The following is a 17,572-nucleotide window of genomic DNA, read 5'->3' as shown; positions in this document are numbered from 1 at the left end:
GAGGCGCGGCCAGACGGGGACCGATGCCCCCTTCGCCTGCTCTGTTCCCGAATCAGTCAACAAACATCGAGACCGGGATTTGAAATCGATTTGCCAGCGCCCGCATGTGATCAAGGGTCAGACTGCGTTCACCACTGAGGATCCGGCTGACGAGCGATTTTTTGCCTATCTCGTTTTCTAAATCGGACTGTGAAAACCCACGTTGCTGCATAAGAACCCGCAGCAACGATACACCGTTTTTACCAGCTTCGATGCGCGTATTAAATTCTTCAAATTCCACCGCGTTATCTTCCCAGGCATCAATGCGGGCAGCCAGCATATCAACCAGCGGGCTGTCCGGGTCATGTTCCAGAAGATATTCAACGAGTTTACATGCCTCTTCGTAATCTTTGCGGGACGAACTGCCACCCAGCAGAGGGACAATACTGGCCAGGTCATTCGCGGCTTTAATGGCATCGCTAATCATTCAAACCTGCTGAATTTTAAAGTTAACACCGCAGGCTCTGGCGTACCGAACCAGCGTCTGAATACTCATTCGCGCAGCGTTCTTCTCCATACGTGAGATAGTTGGCGCTTTGATGCCCATACGTTCTGCAACCTGTGCCGACGTCAAACCCGCTTCTTTTCTCCATGTTGCTAAGGTTTCCCGAAGTAGCTCCGAGGCTTCTTCTGCCTCGAATGCCGCGCTGTACTCATGATCGTTCATTGCTTCGGTATGAACCTGGCTAAGGGTTTTATATTTCATTCTGCATTTCCTCCAGTCTGCGAAGTGCCTGATCTATTTCTGCCGGGGGCGTTTTTGGCGATTTTTTGATAAAGATCCGAAGTAGAAAAATACGTTCACCACTCTGATATACCCAGATTCCGCGGGCGATATCTGCCCCCATTGTACGTATTTCGAAAAGGCCGTTTCCAAGCGGCTTGGTATCTGGCTCGCGTAGCTGGCGAGGGTTTGCTTCCAGCTTCATGAGTAGCCTGGCCATTTTTGCACGAATGGCAGCAGGCAGAGCCGTAAACTCTTTTTCAGCCTCATCATGAAAGATGACTGTGAACATGAATGTAATCTCTGGTCCGTATGTGTATACGTTAGCTTAGAAGCTAACTTAGCTCAAGAGCTAAGTTAGCTGACTTCTCACTACCCGATCTTTACAATCTCAATACCCAGCATAAGAGCTATGAATTCCGCTTTGTTCTGAAGCAACCAGGTGCGTGCTTCGGGTGCCTGAGCTTTGCTGATATCGATATCAAACTGATTAAGCGCTGCAGCATCGGCGTGTCCAAGTGTAATACCGCGCCACTGCATCCCCGCATAATAGGCGTTCCCTGCCCCCTGCTGGATTTGTCTTTTCACGTGTTCCATTGCCCAGACCTCATTCCACACCCAGACGGCGGAACATATCGGCGATGATATTCCGGCGCGTATATGAAGCACCTGCGGCTTTCAGATCGGCCAGCACGTTATAGGCGTAACTGGCATCCTTTCCATGAAAAGCGATCACCTTTTCCGCTTTTGGTTCAAAACAGGATGGGGAAGTTTCCCGGGAGAAAACCTCTGATGAGTGTTGATGGCCGTATACTTTCATTTTGCGTTACCTCTGGTCTTTAAGGGATGGCAGCGATACGCCGCCATCCGTGTTTATTTCTCAGCAGTCGTTTGCCGCCAGTTCACTCATCAGTACATCCCGTGCTTCCAGCGCGCGTTCCTCTTCGGCTAGCGTCAGCAGATAGCCGCGCTTTGCCGCAGCGCCCATTAACACCGGACGGTCTTTCAACGGCAGCGCATCCAGATAATCCAGCGCACCACCCAGCAGATGGGCCTGATACAGCTCGTAATGCATCCCGCAGCACCGACCAGCCTTTTTCTCGATACGTTCCAGCACTACATCGGCGCGGATAACATCGAATGGGTTTCGGGAATGAATGTTGCGCACAAAACCGTCAGTCCGGAGGGTTGTGCTTTCTTTGGTGGAGGGTTTTACGTTGACGTTTTGTGTGCTCATCCAGTTTTCTCCTCTTTCTGGTTTTCTGTCTGTTAAAACCATCACCCGTTGAGTTGCCGGGGCCGCGGTTTTGACTTTGTGCGGGGACCTGCTGAACCTGCCCCCTGGATATAACCTTCACCCGTTTGAGAGCCGTTCGCCGCAAGGGCGTAAACGAGCACGGCCCGGTGCAGATGTCCGGGGGTGAGCGGGAAATTTTTTTCGGCCTAATGAAGCGGCAGCGGAATGGCCGGGAAAAATTTATTGCGAAAGGCCCTGCCGTCCCCTGGACAGCAAGACGGGTTGTGCTTGTCTCAGCCCCGGCGAATGGACTCAAACGGGTGATACGGGTACCAGGGGAAAGGAGCAGGCACCCGCCGCAACGACGAAGAGCGCGGGCGCGAAACGGCGTTGCCCCGCAGAGTGCCGGCAGTCCTTCGCCGGCACGGTGAAAGCGGCGCGACCGGGACGGTCGCAGCAAGCGCTGCCGTTGACCTTTCAGACATCAGACACTAGCCGTCAGGCCCGAAACCGCTTTGCGGGTTCGGCGGAGCTTACCGCGTCTTTTCGCGGTTAGCGGAGTGTGGCTCGACGACTGGCCAGCTTTGCTGGTCAGGAGCCGAAGGGGTCCAGTGTTGTTATCCCTTTCTTAACGTTCCAGGCGTTCGACGGTGGCCAGCAATTGCGGATAGGTCGCTGACTGACACTTTTCGTACAGTGATTTAGCTGCGGGTATCCCTTCCAGATAATCATCCGAGTCCCGAATTTCCTGAGCCAGATATTCAATAAAGGCGGGTTCCACAACGGAGCCATTCAGCACATTAAGCAGAACCTGTGTTTCGTCGTCATCGAGAGGAAGGGCACAGGCCCGAACCAGATGCGCATAGCGATCAAAGATATTATTCAGCCTTTCAGTCACCCCTTCCCTGTGGGAGTTCAGATGTGCTCGCAGCTTGGGCGAAGGTGTGAAAGAGGGGTTGCGGGAGATCTCTTTTTTCACTGGTTATCCTCAGAATACTGGCCCGACATCATTAAGAATTTGCGCCGCTCCCTCACGAACTGTCGGTACCATTTACGGGCAACACTGGCAAGATCGTCCTCAGAAGCGTCACAGCACAGCGTACTGCCCATAAACCCTCCACCACAGCAAATCTGAGCACCTGAGTTACCAGAGTGTCCCTGAGACTCCAGGTGAACATAGCCACCACTGTCGGGTGCGTAAAAACTGAAAATTTCGCCGGTTTTACGGGATGTTATCGTGAAGTTCATGCTGGCTCTCCTTTGGCTCACCCGCGACTGCGCTTCGCCTCACTGAGTTAAGTGGAACAATTTCTGTTCATTACGCAATCAACTGTATGACAGATGTCATACATAATCAACAAAAAAAAGCCTGCTTAAAAAGCAGGCGAACATCACTGGATCATATAAGGAATGAACTGCAGTATCACCTGGCAGACCGGGCGACTGATTTACCAGGAAAGCGGATACCGCGCACTGGATAAGTTATAGCAGCACTTTTCCGGAAGGAAAACCCGCCCGGCAGGCGGGCGGGTTAAGTGCTATGCAACCTGATGTAGAGCCGGGTTTCCCCGGGGAGCCTTTGGACAGCCTCACTGACTCGTGGACTTTTAACTCTGCCGTTGCTGTTTCCACCCCTCCGTAAAGAGGGCTACGCTACAGAACGAACTTATCACCAGAACCCAAAAGTTCACAATCAATCGCTCTTTTTTTCAGACTGATGACAGGGTGTTACGAAGAATGAAGGATGTTAATGTGACTTGCGATTCATTGAATCCGTGTTGTAGGTAGATGAAAGCTTTTTGCCCGCCTGTCACGCGGGCTTTTTTTCCTGTAAGAAGGAAAAAGGGGCTACCGGTGAACGGTAACCCCTTCATAAAGGCGCTTCAGGCTTGTCAGACATCATCTCCCCTGAATGGCGGGGGCTTCCCCCGCCGGGGTTAGCTACTTAGCGGATTCGTAAGCCAGAAAAGCCGCCACCTCCCTGTTCGTGTCCCTGTACCGGATTTCACAAAGTGATTTCCGGGTGAGGTAAGTGAATATCAGCAGTGTGAGGCACACTATTAATACGCACCCGAGCAGAGTGTTTCGCGGCAGTTTCATGGCCTTCTTCTCCTGTCAACGCAAAGCAGAAGTGTCACCTTCGGTGCGAAACAGAGATGTCATGCTTTGGTTCAGAGAATGCGTTTGACCGCCTCGCTATATACTTCCGAGCGTTCTCTTTTCCCAACAGAAATCACGAAAACGACAACTTTCTCGTCTATAACCTGGTATACAAGGCGATAGCCTGAAGACCGGAGCTTAATCTTGTAACAATCAGGCATACCACGGAGCTTGTTTGCTTCAATCCGGGGTGACTCAAGTACTTCAACCAGCTTCTTTTTCAACTGTTCACGTACCGTCGAGCCCAGCTTTCGCCATTCCTTTAGTGCCCGCTCGTCAAAATCCAGAAAATACGCCATCAGAGTTCATCCAGCGTCACACGTACTGGCTTAGGATTACAAAGTCGTTCTTTCACTATCTCCACAAGTTCAGCATCTTCATCACTCAGGAGTGTCTGTTTGAACGGCAAGCGTTCATTGTCAGCGATATACTCGAGCATGAGACGAAGCGCTTCAGAAGGAGTTACGCCCATTTTTTCAAGCGCGGCGTAAGAACGCGCTTTAAGTTCATCGTCAATACGTAGGTTAATGCTACCCATGTCTTACACCCCTTGTAATTACAAATGTCATTACAAGTATCGCACTACAACATGCTTAGGGCAAGTCACGAAGTAAGTCAGAAAGTAGTCGTAAGAACGGTGATCACTGTCCGCTTTGTGCCAGAAGTGGACGGCAGGATTTGTTGAACATTTCAGACAAAACCAAACTCAAAACAACTATTGAAATCAAGCCAGCATAGCGGATACATTACGCACGTTGTTACTTTGTATCATCAGGATGCCGTTAACTGTGTTTATCAGCCGTGAAGTCATTTCCAGAATCGTGCTTATCATCATGGCTGTTGCCGTGCTGAGCAGTTCGTTTATGGCAAAGCCACAGGCTGCATACAGCGTTCAGGAAACAACGTCCATCAGTGACCATCAACACGACAGCGATGAACCACTGAATGAGCACGATCCATTGTTGTTTCACTCCCACGGTAGCGTGCATCACCTCAATGCCGATCATTCCCACGATCTGAATAAACTCTTTGCTCTGCCTACTCTGCACGCATGGAATCCGGGCATGCGGGTGATATATGCGTTGAGTTCAGAACAAATACTGCAAATGCCGCAGTCCACCCCCGAACGCCCTCCGAGAATCCTGTCTGCGTAATAACTTCTGCTAATTCGTTATTATTCAACATGTAAGGATTTTTATGTATACCAGCCTTGATACACAGGGCCGGTTGAGCGCTCGCCTGCTTTCAGCTCAGGCGCGTTCGGCTTGTCTGTTTTTCCTGTTGTTACTGCTTTTCTACAGCCAGGGCGCGTATGCGCACGGCGTGGCGGAAGGCGACAAAGGGTACATCCAGGAAATCACCGGGGTGAACATCATCCCGTTTATCTACCTTGGCGCGAAGCACATGGTGACCGGTTACGATCATCTGCTGTTTCTGTTCGGGGTGATTTTCTTTCTCTACAAAATGCGTGATATCGGGCTGTACGTTAGCCTGTTCGCTATCGGGCATTCAACGACGCTGCTCATCGGCACCTTCTTTGATATCAGCGTCAGTGCTTACCTTATTGACGCCATTATCGGGCTGTCCGTGGTCTATAAAGCGCTTGATAACCTCGGGGCATTCCAGCGCTGGTTTGGCGTTCAGCCCAACACGAAGCTTGCGACGCTCATCTTTGGATTCTTCCACGGTTTTGGTCTGGCAACCAAAATCCAGGAATTCGAAATCTCTCCCGATGGCCTGTTTGTCAACCTGATTGCCTTCAACATTGGCGTTGAGATCGGCCAGCTGCTCGCGCTGAGCGCCATCCTGATCGTTATGAGCTACTGGCGGCAAACGGCGAGCTTTTTCCGACACGCTTATACCGCCAATGTGGTGATGATGAGCGCGGGATTTCTGTTAATGAGTTACCAGCTTTGTGGCTACATTTTAGCCTGAGGGAGACAAAACAATGTACAACACTGATTTACCAACACGCGCAGAATTACCTTCTGCCATCAAACTGATGCAGTCCACTATCCTCGCCGCCATCGTGGCGCTGACGCTGCTGATCACCGTCGTCATGCCTTCGGAATACGGCATTGATCCTACTGGCGTGGGTCGTTTACTGGGGCTTAAGCAGATGGGAGAAATCAAAACGCAGCTTGCCGAAGAAGCTGATGCCGATAATCAGGCCAGCGCTGTTCAGCAAGGACAGCTGGCTGCGCCAGTTAATGAGCGACCGATCCCGGATAATCCTCCGGCAATAACGCAGAACACCTACCCGGAGCTGAGCGTTCCGGCGACCACGCGCGCGCCGGAAGTACCATCGGCTGGCTCGCAACGTCATCAGATGCTCATCACCCTGAAGCCTAACGAAGCTGCTGAAGTTAAACTGGAAATGCGCAAAGATGCCCGCGTGACCTATCAGTGGACAAGTTCCGGACCGGTAAACGTGGATGCGCACGGCGATCCGGTCAACGCCCCGAAAGGCTTCTACCATGGCTATGGTAAAGCCCGGCAGATCACATCCGGAGACGGCGTTTTACAGGCCGCGTTCGAGGGTAAACATGGCTGGTTCTGGCGAAATCGTGGTTCTGAGACCATCACGATCCAGCTTGATACAACCGGCGACTACCTGAACATCAAACGGGTTATCTGATAAATCAGGGGCAGGATAACCTGCCCCTTTTCACACAGCTGACAGCCCGGTCAGGCGGAGTATCAGCCCGGCGAGAGCCGCCATGGCAATAACGTGCGTAACCTTCCATTTTAATCTGAAAAGCGCAAACGCAGCGGCGACGGCAATCAGGGCGGCAGGGATATCGATCCCTCCCTTTGCGCCTTCCGGCCATACGGTATGCCAGATAAAAAACAGCCCCAGATTAACAATGACGCCCACTACGGCCGCTGTGATGGCGGTTAAAGGTGCCGTGAAACCCGCCTTGTTGTGGGTCGTTTCGATAAACGGCCCGCCTGCCAGCACGAAAATGAAGGACGGGAGAAAGGTAAACCAGGTCACCATGCAGGCGGCAACGGCGCCGCCGACAAACAGCATATCCGCGCCAAAAACGGCATGGGTATACCCGCCCACAAATCCGACAAACGTGACCACCATAATCAGCGGGCCGGGCGTGGTTTCTCCCAGCGCCAGCCCGTCCATCATCTGCCCGGCAGTCAGCCAGCCAAAATTGACGACAGCACCCTGATAAACGTATGGCAGGACGGCGTAGGCCCCACCGAAGGTAAGGAGCGCAGCCTTGGTAAAGAACCAGCCCATCTGCGTCACCGGATGCGCCCAGCCCAGCCCCAGCGTCAGCACCGTCATGGGAATAAGCCAGAGCAGTGCACCCGCTGCCACAATCCTTAACAGTTTCGCCCAGCTGAACAGGGCATGCGCCGGTACGGGCGTATGATCGTCAATAACCGCAGCATCAACGGCGGCTTTCTCCTGTTTGTTATGCCCGCTGCCGCTGTGAAATTTTTCCGGCGCGATGCGTCCGCCGATAAAGCCAGTTATCGCTGCTGAAATAACGATGACGGGAAAAGGAACGTTCAGGGCGAAAACGGCCACAAAAGCCGCAGCAGCTATGGCCCAGTGGGCACCGTGTTTCAGCGCACGGGAGCCGATGCGATGCGCCGCCTGCAGCACGATTGCCGCCACGGCGGGTTTAATGCCGTAAAAGATACCGGCAATAATGGCAACGTCTCCCCAGGCGATATAGATCCACGACAACGCGATAAGAATAAAAAGTGAGGGAAGGATAAATAACAAACCCGCTATCACTCCGCCCAAGGTCCTGTGCATCAGCCAGCCAATGTAGGTGGCAAGTTGCTGAGCTTCCGGACCGGGCAGCACCATACAGAAATTGAGTGCGTGGAGAAAACGGGACTCGGAAATCCAGCGCCGGTTCTCGACCAGTTCCTGATGCATGATCGCAATCTGTCCGGCAGGACCGCCAAAGCTGATAAAACCCAGCTTCATCCAGAACCAGAACGCCTCCTTCAGGGGGACCGGCTTGGGCTTAACGTTTTCCTCTGCCAGCGTCAGCAACTCCGTTTTGTTCATCATGGCCGGACCTCATTTCAAACGTCGTTAACAGACCGTCAAACAGCGAACAGGCCGCTGTGAGTAATGTGTCATCATCCGTAATGCTTTCACGCAATCCTGCCAGTACACTTTCAACGCCAGCGGCTTCGGGGGGCTGAACCCCGCCAACATCAAGGTAATGCACAAGCATCCCCAGACCATTCAGGGCATCCCCCGTCAGCCCGAAGCGGACCATCAGCACTTCAAAGGTCACACGATTGTCGATGTGGCTGAAGGTCGCGCCATCAAAATCAAACCCCACCGCCTCTTCCGGGCAATCGTTGCCATCCTTAAGCCAGAGAAACTGCGCATCCTGGTCGATAAAACGCCGTATAAGCCAGGCGCTGGCAAGCCTGTCAATCCATGGCCGGCGACGCGTAGCCCAGATCCTGTTATGAAAATCCTCAGGCTTCAGCCGTGTCAGCAAGCCACTGACGGCATGAGGCTCTCCGGGAGAGATGAACCTGTTAATGCCAGCTTCCAGTTCTGACAAGGCAAAAATGGCCTGCGCCTGCGCTTCACCAGGAAAGAAATCAATCGCCACAATCCGATCCAGCTCGCGACGAAGTTTTCTTACCATCTTCAGTTGGCTGACCGCGGTTTCCTCATTAAGGTCGTTTTTACAAACCTGAAGGCTCTCCATCAGGATCAGGTACTGCTGAGAGCGATCGAATAACGGGCGAATTTTCTCTTCGTCGGAAGTCTCTGCGTCAAAAACAAAGGCCGTTCCTCCCTCACCGCTGATTTCACGACTCATCTCGTTAAAAATCTCATGGCTCTGTTGCGCTTCAGGCAACAGATAAACGCCGTCGCGCAGCATGGCGGCACCGGTATTTTTTAATGCCCGCCAGACACGCATACGTAATGTGGCCTGCTCAGTGGGCAGTGTCAGAATAAGGATATGTAGTTTCATAGTGTAGAGATTAATACATATGGTAGAGATTGCTACATATTTTCAGTCTTTCTAACCGTACATATCGCTATCTTTTTATGGTGCTCATAATTGCTCTTATCGGTACCGGTCTTGCTACCGTTGCACTGGGCCTGCTGGCGGGCGACAGGGCAGGGGGAGTCGGGAACGGCGCTGGCAATGAAGATGCTTGCTTATATTCTGGTCGCCCCGGTCGCTGATGCATTATGCGGGCCTTTTTATTCATATCGCCAATACAAGACTTTACATTCCAGCCCTTACATCCTCCCCGGGGGGATGCTAATCTTTTTATACCGTTGTCATTGTCTATTGAGGAAAGCAATCAGCGATGTACCCGATGTTTAAACGTTCGCCCCGTTATGTTCTGATGATCGTCATCATGGCCATTGGCATGATGATGTCGTCGATGGTGACGTTTGCGTCGCACGGTACAAACGGCCTGACAGGCTACGAGATGAATCTGCATGACGCAGAAGTCACCATGTCAATGCAGGATCACTCTCACGATTCGGATATCCCTCAGTCTGGCCACGCAGGCCATCATCAGACAGACCATTTCCATGAAACCCCTGAGCAGCCGCCCTCTGTAGAGATTTCCCTCTCTCCTGTAACAGACAGATGGTTGCCGCTTGCCGATCTTCGTAGCCCGGTTAAGGCCACGGACATCATTTACCGTCCTCCCAGCATCCGCCAGATCTGATCGCTGTTACCGGCAGTTTTTGCTGCCCGGCTTTAATCAACTTCAGATTTAGCGGAGAGGCTATGTATAAAGACTCTATCCAGGCGCGTCGAGAGATTGCGCGTAATTTCACTGCACTCAATTATCGTGTTGATCCCCTGCACTGGCAGACGCTCTGCATGGGCGTTAATCGCGACCTTCAGGCCAAAAAAATGCGTCCGAATGTCCCGGTTCCTTCACGGCGTAAAGTCATTCCGTTCCTGAAAATGATGCATCAGGAAACGGGCTCGATGCTCAAAGCGATCCTTGCCTTTGGCTTTGATGGCCCCTGGACATCCAGCGGCGGTTCATTTCGCCTGGCGCGAGAAATTGGGTTCGACATCGCCCACTATGCGAAAAACATTCACCACAAAAACGGGAAAGTCACCTTCCTGGAAATTGGTGCCGCCTGGGCGGGTTTTCGCGCTGAGGAATGTGCCGGCCATCAGGCGACGATTTCCGGGCTTTCCGGGGAGTTCAGGGAGCAACTTGGGGAAAGCGTATTCCTGCACTTCACTAATCTCACACCGTGGCATGCATCGCTGCCAAAAGGCGTGACTGAGCATCCTTACGTGACAGCAGCCGGGCTGGGAGCGCTGGAAAACAGAGGTGTTCAGGCAGGTGAGGTCGATATTATCTACTCCCAGGCAGCGGCCTATTTCGAACAGGATTACACGGCTTTCCTTCGCAGCGCTGCACGCCTGCTGAAAGAGGATGGCGTCCTGATCTTCAACCATGACCCTGTTCTGGCGAGCGCGATGGATGAAGTCGCCTGGGAGCACGGACTGCGGCTGGTCAGACGTAAGCAAATGGGAGGAATGAATGGCGCGATTGCCCGTTATCACCGGCTTCGTTCGTCCCCGGTAAGTCAGATGGTCTTCCCCGGCGTAAAGCGGGCAGAGGATGAAGAAGTGGTCTGTGAATCACTGGTTATGTCGGCGCTTCGTCGCAACGTAGAGGTGTAACGCCCGATATGTTGACGCGCAGACATTTTCTCACCACCACAGGAGCGTTGCTGATGACAACATTACTGCCGGGGGAAACCCTGGCAGCCTCTCTGGCTGAAAAAGTCAGTGAAACATGGCAAAAAATAAACACCCGCCGCAATCAACAAGAGGCGATAACGCCGGGCTGGGTTTTGCAGTCGCTCGGGCTTAAACCTGGCTCAACTGAACTGCGAAGAGCCATTTTTGAGCTGGTCAGGCGGATACCCTATCAGCTCGGTGCATGGAATGGCGAAAGCATGAGTCTGTTTCAGCAGGGCTTTGGCGACTGCCGTCATAAAGCCGCTGCTGCCGAACGACTGCTGACCGATGGTGGCATTACGGCAAAGCGAAAGCTGGTGCGGTTTGACTGGGCTGATTTGCCTGTACCTGCGGATATTCTGGCAATTTTGCCGCAAACACAGGGATTTCATGACACTGTGGCTTTTGAGCTACAGGGCAAAACATACCTGTTTGATGCCACCTGGGATATGGCCTTGCGCGGAGCGGGTTTCCCGGTGATGCCTTCCTGGGATGGCAACTCTGATACCTGGCCGGTGACTTCCCGGATGTCGACGCAGCAAACCGTACTAATGCCGCAGCCAGGGCAGGACATTTACAGCACTAACCAGATGAGCTGGCCGCAGCGCGAGAAAACCATGGCGTTTAATCAGGCACTGAATAACTGGCTGGAGGTCATTCGGGCTAACCGTGATGACTGGTGCACCATTATCCATAGTGATATTGAAGCCACCCGGTTGAGCCTGAAAACCTGTCTGGGACAACTGAGTTAATTCCCTTCTCGTCAGGAGGGGCTGCGCAGGGAAGCGGCGATAACACCTTCGACACTTTTTATGCTGCTTCAGGTATAACGCTGGGATACCTGAAGCTTTTTTATTTAACATCCAAGATAACAGACGAATCAGTATCCTCCTCACCCGGATAAAGCTTGTCATTTTTTTCAGGTCCCTCTATGCTTTGAATATCCCCCTGGGGGGGATGTGATTTCAAACCAAGAGATTTCCTGATGCTCAACATTCTTTCTAATCGTACCTATCGCCACCTGTTTATGGCACAGGTTATCGCCCTTATTGGCACCGGTCTGGCGACCGTTGCGTTAGGGTTACTGGCCTACGATCTCGCAGGTGACAGAGCCGGGGCAGTGCTGGGTACCGCGCTGGCTATCAAAATGAGCGCCTATATTCTTGTTGCGCCCGTGGCGGCGGCTTTTGCCGATAAATTCCCGCGTCGCACCATGCTGGTAACACTGGACCTGGTTCGCGCTCTCGTGGCTATCACGCTGCCTTTTGTCACCCAGATATGGGAAATCTACATCCTGATCTTCATTCTTCAGGCTGCCTCGGCGGCGTTTACGCCTACTTTCCAGGCAACTATCCCGGATATTCTTCCTGACGAACGTGAATATACCCGGGCGCTGTCTCTGTCACGTCTGGCCTACGATCTTGAAAGCGTCATCAGCCCTATGCTGGCGGCTGCACTGCTGACGGTCATGAGTTTCCACAACCTGTTTGCCGGTACGGCAGTCGGGTTCCTTGCTTCAGCAGCTCTGGTTGTTTCCGTGACACTGCCGAAGATGAAAGCGTTAACGGTCAAACGCAGCATCTATGACAAAACTACACGAGGTATGCGCATCTTCCTGAAAACGCCCAGACTGCGCGGCCTGCTGGCACTCAACATGGCCGTAGCGGCAGCGAGTGCAATGGTTATCGTCAACACCGTCGTTCTGGTTCAGGCGGACTTTGGTTTCTCACAGCGGTCTACCGCTATTGCGCTGGCCTTCTTCGGCGTGGGGTCCATGGTATCGGCCCTGGTTCTCCCCAGACTCCTCGACAACATGAGCGACCGTATGCCGATGCTTGCAGGTACGGCGCTTTTAGTCATTGGCCTGGGGTCAGGCATTTTCCTGAAGGATTACATCACGCTGGTTGTGCTCTGGGCACTGCTGGGGGTGGGCTATTCACTTTCTCAGACACCGGGTGGTCGCCTGCTGCGCCGTTCGTCAACAGCGGAAGACAGACCGGCGCTGTTTGCCGCCCAGTTTGCACTGTCACATTCATGCTGGCTGGTGACTTATCCGCTGGCCGGATGGGTTGGTGCGGCATGGGGGACACAGGCTTCATTCATCGCCCTGACTGTTGTGGCAACATTGTCGCTGGTCACCGCCGTACTTATCTGGCGTCCTGAGCATGAAGTGTACGCTCAGGTTCACAGCCACAAAGACCCGGAAACAAACAACGAATCGACCCATGAGCATGATTTCGTCATTGACGATGAACATCCGTCCTGGCCGAAGAAAGAGAAGTAATTTCCCAAAAAAAGACAACGTATCAGGAGAGGATAAGCCGATAAAAAGTGTGACCATGGCGTTGATACACATTATCTTATCCCTTCCACCTGGAGAGGATAAACCATGACCGTTCATGCATCACACCCTGACATTATTAAAAGACTTAAACGTGCCGCAGGGCACCTGAAAAGTACCATCCAGATGCTCGAAGATGAGAAAGCATGTCTGGATATCGCCCAGCAACTGCACGCTGTGGAAAAGGCGATAACGAATGCGAAGCGTACCTTAATTCATGACCATCTGGATCACTGCCTGGAGGATGCCCTTCATGCTGACCACACGGAGTCTGATAAGACGCTTAGCGAATTTAAAGAGATAACTAAATATCTTTAAGGCAAGCGAAACATGACTGATTTTTCCACTCTTTTACAGCAAGGCGTGGCCAATGCCTGGCTGTTCATCCCCAGCGCTATTTTGCTCGGTGCGCTTCACGGACTGGAGCCAGGGCATTCCAAAACGATGATGGCCGCCTTTATTGTGGCCATCCGGGGAACGGTCAAGCAAGCGGTATTACTGGGGCTTGCCGCGACAATTTCTCATACGTCTGTTGTCTGGCTCATTGCGTTCGGCGGAATGTATATCAGTCAGAAATTCACTGCTGAATCAGCCGAACCCTGGTTTCAGCTGATTTCCGCCGTCATCATTCTCGGTACGGCGGCATGGATGTTCTGGCGAACCTGGCGCGGCGAAAAGCTGTGGAAGATGGAGCAGGAAGAGGAACACAGCCACGGTCATCACGATCATGACGAAACCCGCATCATCGATACGGGCCATGGCAGCGTTGAACTCTCGATTTTCGAAGAAGGACAACCCCCTCACTGGCGTTTACGCTCGCTCAGCGGCAAGAAATGGGAAGCTCGCGACATTTCTCTGGTGACCAACCGTGGTCCAGGGACATTTTCACAGGTATTTGATTTCGTCGAAAAAGACGGGTTTATGGAATCGGCCCTGGCGATCCCGGAGCCACACAGCTTTGATGTTCGCCTGTCTTTAGGCCATCGCGGCCATGTGCATGATTATGATGTGGAATTCCGTGAACATGAACACGACCACGATCATTCCTCGCTGGAAGGTCTGGATGTTAATTCTCGCGAATATCAGGATGCTCACGAAAAAGCGCATGCGAACGACATCAAAAAACGTTTTGCGAATCGCAGCGTAACCACCGGACAAATAATCCTGTTCGGCCTGACCGGCGGCCTTATTCCTTGCCCGGCAGCCATTACCGTTTTGCTGCTCTGCATCCAGGTGAAGGAATTTACGCTCGGTGCCGCGCTGGTACTGTGTTTCAGCATCGGTTTAGCGATCACGCTGGTTTCAGTGGGCGCAGCGGCGGCTTTCAGCGTTCGTCAGGCAACCAAACGCTGGAGTGGCCTGGATACGCTGGCGCGGCGGGCTCCATACTTCTCAAGCGTACTGATTGCACTTGTCGGCATTTACATGGGCTATCACGGCTGGATCGGCGTAACGAGCTGATTTTCTCCTGTATGAATCTCACGCCTGAACCCACCAACCGGTGGGTTTTATATTTCTGAAGCCCATCATATTTTTATCCCCCTGCCGGGGATAGGAATTGAGCTTTTATAGCCGCTCATTTATCATCGACAATATCCCCCATGGGGGATGTAAAATTATAAATGGAATCTGCTATGCAAAAACAATATTTCAGTCAGTTCGTCACCGGAGTGTTACTCACTTCGTTCATCGCCATTCCTGCTCTGGCAGCGCAAGGTGGCTTCTCCGCAGAGAAAGAGCCTGTCGTCACTGAGCACATGTATGCCGGTCATAAAGTTCAGCAGGAGAATAGTCAAAGCCGGATTCAGATCGTATCGTCAATGCACGAAGGGGCGTGGATCACACTGGAAGGCAATGTTGTCAGCCAGCAGCAGGACGAGTGGTATACGTTCCGCGACCCAACCGGTACCATCAAAGTCCGCATCCCGCAGAAAGTCTGGAACGGGCAGCACTTCGATGCTCAGGACCTGGTACGGGTCAGTGGACCGGTAAGCCATGAAAATGATGGTTCAATTTTATATGTTGCAGTTATCAGCAAACCCTAAAACACAATTCTGACGGGCTATGTTTTTTTATATATATAGTTCGTCAACCAAACGTCCGCTTCTCGCTCTTAGCGGACATTAGCATAGGCTATTTACCATAACGCCGCATTACGCGCACCGCCCAGACTGACTCAGCGCGTTTCTGGCATATCCCCGGTAAAACAAGTAACAAACCACCCGAAAATGAACACCAGAAACGCGACTTAAGAATCTACCCTATGAATGGATATGCACTCAACCGAATCGATCTTGGTTTCAATCTTTTTTATCGGGATCAGGCTTCTTTTTAGGTAACTTCGGGGGCTTAACTTGCTGATGACTTTGCGTTCGGCGCGTAAGCCAGGGATGGTCAGCTTTAGGTTTAACATAGTATTTTGAGCGTAAATCAATACGGGCATTATCCACTCGTTCATGGACACTCTTTTCATCATCCAGTGGTATAGGCTCCGGGCCATCAACATACTTTTCCCAGCCCAGCGCTTTCCCGTCATACAGAACGTTAATTTCACCGTCAAAGTTCTCGCATACAGTAACAACCGAATGCCTAAGTCGATATCCCCGGCCCTCACTGCGTACCTGAAACGCACTGCTTTTGTACTGGAAAGTGAGATTTTTAGACAGAACGCGCTTCGCCTGTAGGCTGAAGATATAACCCAGTTCCTCTTCAGAATGGTGCACATCAAGATGAGCATTATCAGTAGTACGAGGCGACGTAGCGAACCGGTTGTTATAGGCTTCAATAAAGGTCGGCAACCATGCATTTGCTGTTTCAATATCACTGATATTCTGAAGCCGCATTTCTTTGACCAGCCTGTCCTGTAGTGTCTGATTGGCGCGCTCTACCCGCCCTTTTGCCTGCGGGCTGTTGGCATGGATTGGCTCGATGCCCAGTGTCTTTATCGCACGAGTGAACTGGGTCAGCTCACCTTCCCGCTCTGGGTTATTTACCCTGAATATACTGTGTCTATCAGAGTAGAGAGCGAGCGGTACGCCATGATCATTAAGGTAACCCCGGAGGGTTTCCATGTAAGCCCGGGTTGTTTCAGCAGGCACAAAACGCAACGCCATCAACGCACTGGTGGCATCATCAATGAAAACGATCAGTGTACATCTGGGGCCTCGATTTTCAAACCAGTCATGAGGTGAGCCATCAATCTGGATCAGTTCACCGTAAGATGGTCGTCGCATGCGGCGTTGATATATACGGGCAATTTTACGACGGCGTTCACGCCATAACCCCTCTTCTATCATCCACTTTCTGAGAGTTTCAACGGATAAAGATAAACCGTGTATCTCGCGCAATTTTTCGCACGCAAACGTAGGTCCAAAATCAGCGTAACGGCCTTTGAGGAGTGAAATTACTGTTGCTCTGAATTCAGTAGAAAAGGAATTATTAGGACGCTTTCCACGTCGGTGGGAAACCAGACCAGAAGGCCCTTCATTTCTATACCGTTGCACCAGACGTTTAACCTGCCGAATAGAAATGCCAATGCGTGCCGCAGCTTGTTCCTGAGTAATATGTCGATTAATTGACTCCTGAATAATCTGAAGTCGGTGGAGTTCCTTATGACTCATCGTAACAGTCTCTTTGATCATGAAAAATCCCCCAGAGAATTGTCTGGGGACATTTTAGAATGGTTCAAAGGGGACATTACAGCTTGGTGTTAACAATGGCCTTCTTCTCCTTGCCTTGCGGCATCTAAGAGGCTATCCTGATGTTGTCTAGGCATACAGGTGGCCTCGTGGGTTAATGAAAATTAACTACGGGGCTTTCTGCTTTTTGCCACACAACACGGCAACAAACCACCTTCACGTCATGAGGCAAAAAGCCTCAAGCGCCACGTCGATTATACCGGGCCGGTGCTATTTCTTACCAGGTATATCCACGCTTTATGCTGCTTAGCGCTTTAAATATCTAATGTATACCCATGCCGCAATCAAGACGCCCGTGCCCAGCGCAAGATTAGGCAAAATCACATCGTTTGCACTTGCATATATGGTATTAGGATCATGTTGCCCCCAGAATGCCAGCTTGTACCCGATGCCCCAGACAAAGAATATAATCCCGGCAATCAGAACGCCGAATTCTATAACGCCGAGCAGGATTCCATCTAACCAGTCAGGCGGATCACGCCATGTGATGACCGCAGCTATTAGTGTGCAGATGATTTGGCCTGCATAATAACCAGGGGAACCATACCATTCCGGAGCAACATGCTTCACGATCAACCAGAACAGCACGTTCATTAAGATAACGAGCAACCAGTACCTCATCGTTCTGCTTTC

At 51.8% G+C, this 17,572-nt stretch carries 26 protein-coding genes and 2 pseudogenes; 12 read left to right on the top strand and 16 right to left on the bottom strand.

Annotated elements, in window-relative coordinates:
* Window positions 1-52 precede the first annotated feature (52 nt).
* The 11 genes from CDA56_RS30295 to relB form a co-directional block, all read right to left on the bottom strand.
* The gene (locus CDA56_RS30295; RefSeq protein WP_032411285.1) at window positions 53-466 is read right to left on the bottom strand and encodes a helix-turn-helix domain-containing protein; all 414 of its coding nucleotides are present in this window, start codon (window positions 464-466) and stop codon (window positions 53-55) included.
* Window positions 467-745 (bottom strand): helix-turn-helix domain-containing protein, encoded by a 279-nt coding sequence (locus CDA56_RS30290; protein ID WP_032411288.1) that lies wholly within the window; start codon window positions 743-745, stop codon window positions 467-469.
* On the bottom strand, window positions 735-1,055 hold the full coding sequence (locus tag CDA56_RS30285; protein ID WP_004152720.1) for a type II toxin-antitoxin system RelE/ParE family toxin: 321 nt from the start codon (window positions 1,053-1,055) through the stop codon (window positions 735-737). Before CDA56_RS30285 ends, CDA56_RS30290 begins: the two co-directional genes overlap by 11 nt.
* An 80-nt stretch (window positions 1,056-1,135) precedes the next feature.
* Window positions 1,136-1,360 carry a hypothetical protein gene (locus CDA56_RS30280; protein WP_014343499.1) on the bottom strand — a complete coding sequence of 75 codons (225 nt, stop codon included), beginning with the start codon at window positions 1,358-1,360 and terminating at the stop codon, window positions 1,136-1,138.
* 10 nt (window positions 1,361-1,370) lie between these two features.
* The gene (locus CDA56_RS30275; protein WP_019706020.1) at window positions 1,371-1,583 is read right to left on the bottom strand and encodes a hypothetical protein; all 213 of its coding nucleotides are present in this window, start codon (window positions 1,581-1,583) and stop codon (window positions 1,371-1,373) included.
* A 60-nt stretch (window positions 1,584-1,643) separates the two neighbouring features.
* Complete coding sequence (locus CDA56_RS30270) at window positions 1,644-2,000, bottom strand: hypothetical protein (RefSeq protein ID WP_019706019.1); 357 nt, start codon at window positions 1,998-2,000, stop codon at window positions 1,644-1,646.
* A gap of 628 nt (window positions 2,001-2,628) precedes the next feature.
* Window positions 2,629-2,979, bottom strand: coding sequence for a hypothetical protein (locus tag CDA56_RS30255; protein ID WP_004152758.1), 351 nt, complete (start codon window positions 2,977-2,979; stop codon window positions 2,629-2,631).
* Window positions 2,976-3,248: a hypothetical protein gene (locus CDA56_RS30250; RefSeq protein ID WP_064161920.1), complete on the bottom strand. Its 273-nt coding sequence runs from the start codon at window positions 3,246-3,248 to the stop codon at window positions 2,976-2,978. Before CDA56_RS30250 ends, CDA56_RS30255 begins: the two co-directional genes overlap by 4 nt.
* A gap of 693 nt (window positions 3,249-3,941) precedes the next feature.
* Window positions 3,942-4,061: a type I toxin-antitoxin system Hok family toxin gene (locus CDA56_RS30245; RefSeq protein WP_159376494.1), complete on the bottom strand. Its 120-nt coding sequence runs from the start codon at window positions 4,059-4,061 to the stop codon at window positions 3,942-3,944.
* A gap of 110 nt (window positions 4,062-4,171) precedes the next feature.
* Window positions 4,172-4,459 carry a type II toxin-antitoxin system mRNA interferase RelE gene (gene relE / locus CDA56_RS30240; protein WP_000323025.1) on the bottom strand — a complete coding sequence of 96 codons (288 nt, stop codon included), beginning with the start codon at window positions 4,457-4,459 and terminating at the stop codon, window positions 4,172-4,174.
* The gene (relB, locus tag CDA56_RS30235) at window positions 4,459-4,698 is read right to left on the bottom strand and encodes a type II toxin-antitoxin system antitoxin RelB (RefSeq protein ID WP_004196370.1); all 240 of its coding nucleotides are present in this window, start codon (window positions 4,696-4,698) and stop codon (window positions 4,459-4,461) included. The genes relE and relB overlap by 1 nt, the downstream gene beginning before the upstream one ends.
* 24 nt (window positions 4,699-4,722) lie before the next feature.
* Here relB and ydfV point away from each other — a divergent pair.
* The 4 genes and pseudogenes from ydfV to CDA56_RS30220 all read left to right on the top strand — a co-directional run.
* A pseudogene (gene ydfV, locus CDA56_RS31470) lies at window positions 4,723-4,821 on the top strand (protein YdfV); the annotation flags it as partial.
* Between the two features lie 127 nt (window positions 4,822-4,948).
* Complete coding sequence (locus tag CDA56_RS30230; RefSeq protein ID WP_009651956.1) at window positions 4,949-5,314, top strand: hypothetical protein; 366 nt, start codon at window positions 4,949-4,951, stop codon at window positions 5,312-5,314.
* Window positions 5,315-5,357: 43 nt separating this feature from the next.
* The gene (locus CDA56_RS30225; protein ID WP_008460272.1) at window positions 5,358-6,095 is read left to right on the top strand and encodes a HupE/UreJ family protein; all 738 of its coding nucleotides are present in this window, start codon (window positions 5,358-5,360) and stop codon (window positions 6,093-6,095) included.
* Window positions 6,096-6,108: 13 nt separating this feature from the next.
* Window positions 6,109-6,798, top strand: a complete 690-nt coding sequence (locus tag CDA56_RS30220; protein WP_004196322.1) for a hypothetical protein — start codon at window positions 6,109-6,111, stop codon at window positions 6,796-6,798.
* Between the two features lie 30 nt (window positions 6,799-6,828).
* Here CDA56_RS30220 and chrA read toward each other — a convergent pair whose 3' ends face one another.
* Window positions 6,829-8,205, bottom strand: coding sequence for a chromate efflux transporter (gene chrA, locus CDA56_RS30215; protein WP_004196363.1), 1,377 nt, complete (start codon window positions 8,203-8,205; stop codon window positions 6,829-6,831).
* Window positions 8,162-9,139 carry a chromate resistance protein ChrB domain-containing protein gene (locus CDA56_RS30210; RefSeq protein ID WP_004196334.1) on the bottom strand — a complete coding sequence of 326 codons (978 nt, stop codon included), beginning with the start codon at window positions 9,137-9,139 and terminating at the stop codon, window positions 8,162-8,164. Before CDA56_RS30210 ends, chrA begins: the two co-directional genes overlap by 44 nt.
* Before the next feature lie 29 nt (window positions 9,140-9,168).
* On the opposite strand from CDA56_RS30210, the pseudogene CDA56_RS30205 reads away from it, so the two are divergent.
* The 8 genes and pseudogenes from CDA56_RS30205 to CDA56_RS30170 form a co-directional block, all read left to right on the top strand.
* Window positions 9,169-9,376 (top strand): annotated as a pseudogene (locus tag CDA56_RS30205) (MFS transporter); the annotation flags it as partial.
* Between the two features lie 109 nt (window positions 9,377-9,485).
* The gene (locus CDA56_RS30200) at window positions 9,486-9,857 is read left to right on the top strand and encodes a hypothetical protein (RefSeq protein ID WP_004196359.1); all 372 of its coding nucleotides are present in this window, start codon (window positions 9,486-9,488) and stop codon (window positions 9,855-9,857) included.
* Window positions 9,858-9,919: 62 nt separating this feature from the next.
* Complete coding sequence (locus CDA56_RS30195; protein ID WP_004196315.1) at window positions 9,920-10,840, top strand: methyltransferase domain-containing protein; 921 nt, start codon at window positions 9,920-9,922, stop codon at window positions 10,838-10,840.
* A 53-nt stretch (window positions 10,841-10,893) separates the two neighbouring features.
* Window positions 10,894-11,652 carry a hypothetical protein gene (locus CDA56_RS30190; RefSeq protein WP_004196325.1) on the top strand — a complete coding sequence of 253 codons (759 nt, stop codon included), beginning with the start codon at window positions 10,894-10,896 and terminating at the stop codon, window positions 11,650-11,652.
* Window positions 11,653-11,885: 233 nt separating this feature from the next.
* Window positions 11,886-13,184, top strand: a complete 1,299-nt coding sequence (ncrA, locus tag CDA56_RS30185) for a nickel resistance membrane nickel efflux protein NcrA (RefSeq protein WP_004196314.1) — start codon at window positions 11,886-11,888, stop codon at window positions 13,182-13,184.
* A 105-nt stretch (window positions 13,185-13,289) separates the two neighbouring features.
* Window positions 13,290-13,559 (top strand): nickel-sensing transcriptional repressor NcrB, encoded by a 270-nt coding sequence (locus CDA56_RS30180; RefSeq protein WP_004196355.1) that lies wholly within the window; start codon window positions 13,290-13,292, stop codon window positions 13,557-13,559.
* A 12-nt stretch (window positions 13,560-13,571) separates the two neighbouring features.
* Window positions 13,572-14,702, top strand: coding sequence for a Ni(II)/Co(II) efflux transporter permease subunit NcrC (locus tag CDA56_RS30175; protein WP_004196366.1), 1,131 nt, complete (start codon window positions 13,572-13,574; stop codon window positions 14,700-14,702).
* A gap of 161 nt (window positions 14,703-14,863) precedes the next feature.
* Entirely contained in the window at window positions 14,864-15,286 is a 423-nt protein-coding gene (locus CDA56_RS30170) for a nickel resistance OB fold protein NcrY (RefSeq protein WP_032072095.1), read from the top strand.
* A gap of 255 nt (window positions 15,287-15,541) precedes the next feature.
* On the opposite strand, the gene CDA56_RS30160 is transcribed toward CDA56_RS30170, so the two are convergent.
* From CDA56_RS30160 to CDA56_RS30150, 3 genes are all read right to left on the bottom strand, one after another.
* Entirely contained in the window at window positions 15,542-16,882 is a 1,341-nt protein-coding gene (locus CDA56_RS30160) for an IS1202-like element ISEsa1 family transposase (protein ID WP_004196353.1), read from the bottom strand.
* 68 nt (window positions 16,883-16,950) lie between these two features.
* Window positions 16,951-17,016, bottom strand: a complete 66-nt coding sequence (locus tag CDA56_RS31170; RefSeq protein ID WP_157844161.1) for a DUF5431 family protein — start codon at window positions 17,014-17,016, stop codon at window positions 16,951-16,953.
* 169 nt (window positions 17,017-17,185) lie between these two features.
* A complete protein-coding gene (locus CDA56_RS30150) occupies window positions 17,186-17,560 on the bottom strand; it encodes a hypothetical protein (RefSeq protein ID WP_023280872.1) in 375 nt (124 codons plus the stop codon).
* Between the last annotated feature and the right edge of the window lie 12 nt (window positions 17,561-17,572).

The organism is Klebsiella michiganensis, assembly GCF_002925905.1.
Classification (GTDB): domain Bacteria; phylum Pseudomonadota; class Gammaproteobacteria; order Enterobacterales; family Enterobacteriaceae; genus Klebsiella; species Klebsiella michiganensis.
Note: the sequence above shows the minus strand (reverse complement) of the source record. Positions and strands in the feature narration are given on the sequence as shown.